This window comes from Pseudomonas syringae group sp. 26L6, assembly GCF_032587815.1.
Taxonomy (GTDB): Bacteria; Pseudomonadota; Gammaproteobacteria; order Pseudomonadales; family Pseudomonadaceae; genus Aquipseudomonas; species Aquipseudomonas amygdali.
The window spans coordinates 357,651-364,659 of record NZ_JAWHPJ010000003.1; the positions used below are offsets into that span (position 1 = coordinate 357,651).

General features: G+C 56.2%; 5 protein-coding genes and 1 pseudogene. 3 read left to right on the forward strand and 3 right to left on the reverse strand.

Annotated elements, in window-relative coordinates:
- Window positions 1-7 precede the first annotated feature (7 nt).
- The 3 genes from RYA97_RS02485 (at window position 8) to RYA97_RS02495 (ending at window position 5,240) form a co-directional block, all read left to right on the forward strand.
- Complete coding sequence (locus tag RYA97_RS02485) at window positions 8-2,041, forward strand: LTA synthase family protein (protein WP_117139652.1); 2,034 nt, start codon at window positions 8-10, stop codon at window positions 2,039-2,041.
- A 350-nt stretch (window positions 2,042-2,391) separates the two neighbouring features.
- Window positions 2,392-3,006, forward strand: coding sequence for a biliverdin-producing heme oxygenase (locus RYA97_RS02490; RefSeq protein ID WP_005746349.1), 615 nt, complete (start codon window positions 2,392-2,394; stop codon window positions 3,004-3,006).
- Window positions 3,003-5,240, forward strand: coding sequence for an ATP-binding protein (locus RYA97_RS02495; protein ID WP_005781944.1), 2,238 nt, complete (start codon window positions 3,003-3,005; stop codon window positions 5,238-5,240). Before RYA97_RS02490 ends, RYA97_RS02495 begins: the two co-directional genes overlap by 4 nt.
- A 46-nt stretch (window positions 5,241-5,286) precedes the next feature.
- Here the strand turns inward: RYA97_RS02495 and RYA97_RS02500 are convergent, their stop codons facing one another.
- The 3 genes and pseudogenes from RYA97_RS02500 to RYA97_RS02510 form a co-directional block, all read right to left on the reverse strand.
- Complete coding sequence (locus RYA97_RS02500) at window positions 5,287-5,979, reverse strand: hypothetical protein (RefSeq protein WP_016982634.1); 693 nt, start codon at window positions 5,977-5,979, stop codon at window positions 5,287-5,289.
- Window positions 5,976-6,302 (reverse strand): annotated as a pseudogene (locus RYA97_RS02505) (hypothetical protein); the annotation flags it as partial. The gene RYA97_RS02500 and the pseudogene RYA97_RS02505, both read right to left, overlap by 4 nt.
- Window positions 6,303-6,553: 251 nt before the next feature.
- On the reverse strand, window positions 6,554-7,009 hold a 456-nt coding region (locus RYA97_RS02510), incomplete at its 5' end, for a permease (RefSeq protein WP_316891814.1).

Genomic DNA, 7,009 nt, shown 5'->3' on the forward strand with positions numbered 1-7,009 from the left:
AATGACGATGAGTTGGTTGCAATCGCGACGCCTGCATTATTGGCTGGGCGCGGTCATGTTGGTATTCCTGCTGTCGGCGTTACTGAGGGGGGTGTTTTTCTTCGGATTTTCTGGCGTCGAGCCGGGCGCCCTGTTTACCCATGGCGAGGTTGCGCAGACGCTGGGTATCGGCGTGCGTTTCGACCTGCGTCTGGCGCTGCTGATACTGCTGCCGGTCGCAGTGCTGCTCTGGTTGCCGCGCTGGAACATGGTCAGCCAGCCGGTCTTGCGCTGGCTGGCGCGAGGCTATCTGATTGTTGCGCTGGCTGTTCTGACGATGATTCATATCGTCGACTTTGGTCATTACGCCTATCTCGGGGTCAGGCTCAACGCCAGCGTGATGCGCTATCTGGAGGATGCGCAGATTTCCCGGGACATGCTCTGGCAGACCTATCCGGTGCTGTGGATCACTGCCGGCTGGTTGCTGACCGTTGCAGCGCTCGGCGGGGCGCTGCTCAGGCTTGAACGTGTCACTCTGGACCGCCAGGCCCGGCCGCTCAATCGCTGGTCCGTGGTCTGGGGTTCGGCACTGGTGGTCTGTGCGACCTTTCTCGGTTTGCTGGGCCGGGTCGAGAATCTCAATCTGGAAAATCCCGTACCGTTGCGCTGGAGCGATGCATTCTTCTCCGGCAACAGCCAGGTCGCGGCACTGGGGCTCAACCCGGCGCTGTTCCTGTACGACACGCTCAAGGTCTCCCAGTCCCACTTCGATGAAGCCCAGGTGCGTGAGCACTATGAGTCGGTCGCGCGCTATCTGGGTGTCCAGCAGCCAGATGCGCAGGCCTTGAACTTCAAGCGTCACCAGCCTGTGCAGCCTTACCGAGTGCGCAGCGAGCGGCCGCCGAATGTCATGTTCGTCATGCTTGAATCGCTGGGCACCAGTGCTGTCGGTGCCTACGGCAATCCGCTGAACCCGACGCCGAATCTGGACCACCTGGCGACTCAAAGCTGGTTCTTCAAGCACTTCTATGTGCCGGTGACCGGCACCGCAAAAACGGTCTGGGCAAGCATCACCGGGGTGCCCGATGTCACCCGCCAGGAAACGGCCACGCGTCATCCGCTGCTGACGCGTCAAAACACCATCATCAATGACTTCAAGGGCTACGAGAAGCTGTACATGATTGGTGGCAATTCCGGTTGGGCCAACATGAACGCGTTGATCCGCCGCAGTATCGATGACGTGCGCCTTTACGACGAGCGCGACTGGAAGTCGCCGCAGGTGGATGTGTGGGGGATTTCCGACCTGGATCTGTTCAAGGAGAGCGACCGGATTCTGCGCGCGTTGCCAGCTGACAAACCGTTCTTTGCCTACGTACAGACCGCTGGCAATCACCGGCCATTCACCATCCCCAAAGACAACGATGGTTTTCAGGTCAGCGACAAGACACTGGAGCAGGTCCAGGCCGCCGGTTCGCGAAGCGTGGAGCAATACAACGCGGTGCGTCTGCTGGACTTCAATATCGGTCGGTTGATGGAACTGGCCAAGGCGGGCGGTTATTACGAAAACACCATCTTTGTGCTGTTTGGTGATCACAACACACGCATCAGCCAGATCCCGCACATGGCCCCGGCGTTCGAACAACTGGGGCTGGAGAGCAATAACGTTCCGCTGTTGATTCATGCGCCCGGCCTGCTGGGCACCCGGGTAGTCGATGACGCGGTCGGCCTTGCGGATCTACTGCCAACACTGGCGGGAATGACCGGTATGCCATTCACCAGCGGCACGATGGGCCGTGACATTCAGCAGCCCGCCCCCGAAGGCGAACGTGTGGTGCCGTTGGTACTGCGTGAAGGCACGTTCCCGCTGATTGGCGGTGTCACCCGCAACTACCTGCTGCAAATGGAGCACGATGGCAGTTCGCCCACGCTTCACGATCTGTCTTCCCCCACGCCGCTGGATAACGTCGCCGAGCAGAACCCGCAAGAGTTCGAGCGGCTGCGTGACCTCACTCGCGGCCTGCATGAAACCTCGCGAATGATGCTGTATCAGAACGTGCGCTGATCACCCGAACCGCGCCAGGCGCAGGATATTGCGCAAGCCTATGGTCAAGGCCGTATGCTTGCGTAATGATGGCATCTGTGTTTGATGATGTTAAAATGCTCGCCAATGTGAACCCTGCACGGATTAAAGACGTACATGGCGCTGTTTTCGACTATCGTCACCAGTCAAGAGCAAGTTCTTCGGGCGGTATAAACAGCTGCCCGAGGCACTGGCTATTTTTCTGGTGGATTATGGTATTTCATCGCTAATACCGGAAAAAACTGTCGGATTTTGCTTCGAATCTGTATTTTGGCGGCCTGTTTTCGCTCGGATGCGTTTTTTGTCTATTGCACACTCAAGAGCCTTCCTGGATGCCGGCAAGTTTTTCATGTGTTACCCCGCCGAAATTGCTTGCTGCACTGCGTGCTGAAACGAGTCAGCTTCACGTTAAGCTCGAAAAACGCATGCCGTTTTTTTCACCCGCGCTGGATCATGCTCTTTACCTTCGCTTGCTTAAGGCTTATTACGGCTTTTATGCACCGCTTGAAGCTGCATTGCACGACAGTGCCTTGATGCCTGCGGAGCTTATCCCGCAAGATCGGGTCAAAACCGCTGTGCTGGTCGAGGACCTGCGTGCTCTGGGTCTGTCTGATGACGACATCAGGCAACTGCCTCGCTGCGAGCAATTGCCAGCAGTGGATACGCCCGGTTCATGCCTGGGAGTCATGTACGTCCTTGAAGGTGCAACGTTGGGCGGGCAAGTGTTACGGCGCGAAATAAACAGGCGACTGGGTCTGGATGAGCAGAGTGGAGCGGCCTTTCTCGATGTTTACGGTGCCGATACCGGGCCACGCTGGAGGGCGTTTTTGAACCACCTGGATGCAGTGCCGCGAGAAGTTGTTTTTATTGACGCCGCAGCGTTTGCGGCGCAGTCCACATTTGCATGTTTCGAGCAATGGCTCGATGGTCAAGAGGTACTGCTATGAGCCAACTCGACAAGGACGCTTTTGAAGTCCTCCTGGCCAATTGTGCGGATGAGCCTATTCAGTTTCCCGGAGCCATTCAGCCTCACGGTCTGTTGTTCACTCTGGAAGAGCCAAACCTGACGATCCTGCAGGTCAGTGCGAACGTGCAGAGCGTGCTGGGCCATGCACCCGAACACGTTCTCGGTAAAGGCCTCGAGCATGTTCTGGGGGCCGGCTGGGCCGAGGTGATCAGAAGCGCCAGCGCTCATGATTCGTTCGTTGATGCGCAACGCTTGCTGATGACGGTCAATGGCATCGAGTTCGAAGCCTTGATGCACCGCAATCAGGGGGTACTGGTTCTGGAACTCGAGATTCAGGACAAGGACGCGCAAGCGGTCAGTTATACCGAGCGCACTGGCAACATGGGCCGTATGTTGCGTCAGTTGCACGCTGCGAGTGATCTGCAAACGCTGTATGAAGTCAGTGTCCGCGAGATCCAGCGTATGACCGGTTACGACCGGGTACTGATCTATCGTTTTGAAGAAGAAGGCCATGGTCAGGTGATCGCTGAAGCGTCTGCACCCAGCATGGAACTCTTCAACGGCCTGTTCTTTCCGGCGTCGGACATTCCCGAGCAGGCGCGCGAACTGTACCGCCGCAACTGGCTGCGCATTATTCCTGATGCCGATTACACCCCGGTGCCATTGGTGCCTCAATTGCGCCCCGACACTCAGCAGCAACTCGATCTGAGTTTTTCGACGCTGCGAAGTGTTTCGCCGATCCACTGTCAGTACATGAAAAACATGGGCGTGCTGTCGTCCATGAGTGTTTCGCTGATTCAGGGCGGCAAGTTGTGGGGGCTGATCAGTTGCGGGCACCGTACCCCGTTGTACGTGTCCCACGAACTGCGCAGTGCCTGCCAGGCGATAGGTCAGGTGTTGTCGCTGCAGATCAGCGCAATGGAAGCTCTGGAAATAAGCCGTCAGCGCGAGGCGAAAGTCAGAGCGCTTGAGCAACTGCATCAAGCCATGGCCGAGTCCGAAGAAAACGTCTTTGACGGTCTGGCACAACAGCCGCAATTGCTGATGGATCTGGTCGGTGCGACCGGCGTCGCGATCATCGAAGACCGGCAGACGCATTGTTACGGGGCCTGCCCGGAGGTTTCGGATATACGTGCGCTGCACACATGGATGATTGCAGGCGGCGAGCCGGTGTATGCCAGTCATCATCTTTCCAGTGTCTACGCGCCCGGGGAAGCTTACCAGCCAGTCGCCAGTGGTGTATTGGCCATGAACTTGCCCAAACCTGTGGATAACGGCGTGATCTGGTTTCGTTCCGAGGTCAAGGAAAGCGTCCAGTGGAGCGGTGATCCGAACAAACCGCTGAACATGGAAAGCTCGGAAGGCGGTATGCGCCTTCGGCCGCGCACATCGTTTGAAATCTGGAAGGTCGAAATGACCGGGATTGCGCCAAAGTGGAGCCATGGCGACGTGTTTGCAGCTAACGACCTGCGCCGCTCCGCGCTGGAAAACGACCTTGCCCGCCAGGTGCGCAAGGAGCAACAGGCCGTTCGTGCCCGTGACGAACTGGTAGCGGTCGTTTCCCATGACTTGCGCAACCCGATGACGGTCATTTCCATGCTCTGCGGAATGATGCAGAAGTCGTTCAGCTCCGATGGGCCACACACCTCGCGGCGTATTTCCACGGCAATCGACACCATGCAGCAAGCAGCCAGCCGCATGAATGTGTTGCTCGAAGACCTGCTCGACACGTCGAAAATCGAAGCAGGCCGCTACACCATCACACCGCAGCCACTGGAAGTCAGCCAGATTTTCGAAGAGGCCTACACCTTGCTGGCCCCGCTGGCGATGGACAAATCCATTGAGATTTCCTTCAATGCCGAGCCCGACCTCAAGGTCCAGGCCGACCCGGAGCGCCTGTTCCAGGTGCTGTCCAACCTGATCGGCAACGCCATCAAGTTCACCCCGAAACTGGGCAAGATCGGCGTGGCGGCGATGTCCAACGGCACTGAAATCGTGTTCACCGTGCGTGATTCCGGCGAGGGCATCCCACCCGAGCAACTGCCGCACATCTTCGAACGCTACTGGACCGTCAAGGAGGGCAACCCGACCGGCACCGGTCTGGGCTTATACATCTCCCAAGGCATCATCAAGGCCCACGGCGGAGAACTGGGAGCGCAAAGCCAGTTGGGTGAGGGTAGCGAGTTCCGCTTTACTGTGCCAATTGCGCATTGATTGCTTTCTCAGGCTTGAGGCGTAGATGACTCAAGCCTGAGCGGCATCAGCCCTGATGCCAGTCAGTGGCTTTTTCGATGTATTGAGCGTTGGCTGGAAGTGCCTTGCGCAGAAACGCGAGGTATTTGTCCATAAGCGCTTTACTGGGAAAACGCGCGGCGAATCCGCTGGTTGTATCCTCGCAATGGATAATGACCATCAGACGTCTGTGATCAACCGTGACAAATTCATGCAAATGCCACGGGGCGGTTTGTCGATGGTGGACAGGGTTTTCCCAGTTCAGCAGTTTGATGGCTGTGATAAAGGCCATCGCCACTGGGCCGATCAGGAAGAGCAATGATCCGGTGAGAAGGGCGACGAGGACGAATGCCAGGATGACGAAAATGGTGATGCCTTTGAAAAGCGATGAGGCGAAGTCGGGGTAGTGGAGGTAATACTCGACTGTGGCACCGTCGGTTTTCAGGGTGTAGTTGTAGATGGTTTTTTGGCGGATGAGCAGGCCTGTGTAGTAAGCAAGATTTCCCGCAAACGCCAATATTACGGTAATGAGAAAGTCAGGGCTTTCTAAAAAACGATTCCAGCCTCCCCAAATAATAAGTGCGCCGGCGATTAAATGAATGGCGGTAAATCCAAGCTGCGTGATCATGATCTCTTTAGGTGACCTCGCAAGGGTTTTTATTTTCCAGTCTAGGATGTCTTTGCCTTTTGGCAGATCCAGAATTGTTTCTTGCTGACTCATACGTGTGTACTCTCTGCGACTTCCAAGGTCAGAGCCCCAATTCTGTTTGATGCTTTTACCTCTAGTTCTACAGAAGCCAGGCCGTCAACAGCGGTATCGCCTGTTGTGCCAAGTTCCAACTGAAACAGATAGCTTTTATCGTCTCCGTCAGTCTTTAAAAGACTGGCCGGATACCATATTTGCAGCTCGAGATACGCAGCGTCCTTGTCCAGTGGCACCCAGGTTTCCCAGATGAGGTCTTCACTCGCCTTATACCCAAGCCCATAAGTAACCTTGCCAATATCCTTGGCACTGAAGTCTCCTTCCCGAGTAAGGTTCCGGTAAGTGAGCGCGGTATTGATGAAGTTCAGCATTATCACGCCCGAGGTGATTGATCCGGCAATACATCCCAGTCCATCGATCCAGCGTTTGGCGGTGGTCAGCCAGTCCTTGGCTATGGCTTTGACGGACTGGAAGTGCAGGCGAGTCTCGTCCTGCAACCACTGGTTTATGCAATCGAGCAGCCAGATAAGGTGAATACCAGGGAACTCGTGGTTCGGCCTAAAGTGAGGGCTTATTAAGATCTGCAGCGGGGCTACCATTTCCAGGCTTTTTCCGTGAACTCAGTTGTTGGGGGGAGCACGGTGTGGAGAAACGCGAGGTATTTGTTAAACAGCACCTCATGCTGGAATCGGGCCTCAAAGCCCAGTGTGACATCCGTGCGGTGTGTGACGATCATCAGCCGTTTACGGTCGACGGTCACAAAGTTGTACTCATCCCAGGGCAGGCTTTGTTCATGGTGAATGGGGTTTTCCCAGCTGAGTAGCTTGAGGGCTGCGATACAGGCGATGGCTGCCGGCCCGACCAGGAAAAGCAGTGAGCCGGTGAGAGCGGCGATGAAGACGAATATCAGGATGACGGCTATGGCAATGCCCTTGAAGAAGGACGAGGCAAAGTCGGGGTAGTGAAGGTAGTACTCCAGGTGGGCACAGTTGGTTTTTATGGTGTAGTTGTAGATGGTTTTTTGGCGGATGAGCAGGCCTATGAAGTA

What these genes read in the sequence shown, in the direction of transcription:
- RYA97_RS02500 (WP_016982634.1), bottom strand. Translation starts at nt 5,979, where the DNA reads ATGAGTCAGCAAGAAACAATTCTGGATCTGCCAAAAGGCAAAGACATC.
- RYA97_RS02495 (WP_005781944.1), top strand. Translation starts at nt 3,003, where the DNA reads ATGAGCCAACTCGACAAGGACGCTTTTGAAGTCCTCCTGGCCAATTGT.
- RYA97_RS02490 (WP_005746349.1), top strand. Translation starts at nt 2,392, where the DNA reads ATGCCGGCAAGTTTTTCATGTGTTACCCCGCCGAAATTGCTTGCTGCA.
- RYA97_RS02485 (WP_117139652.1), top strand. Translation starts at nt 8, where the DNA reads ATGAGTTGGTTGCAATCGCGACGCCTGCATTATTGGCTGGGCGCGGTC.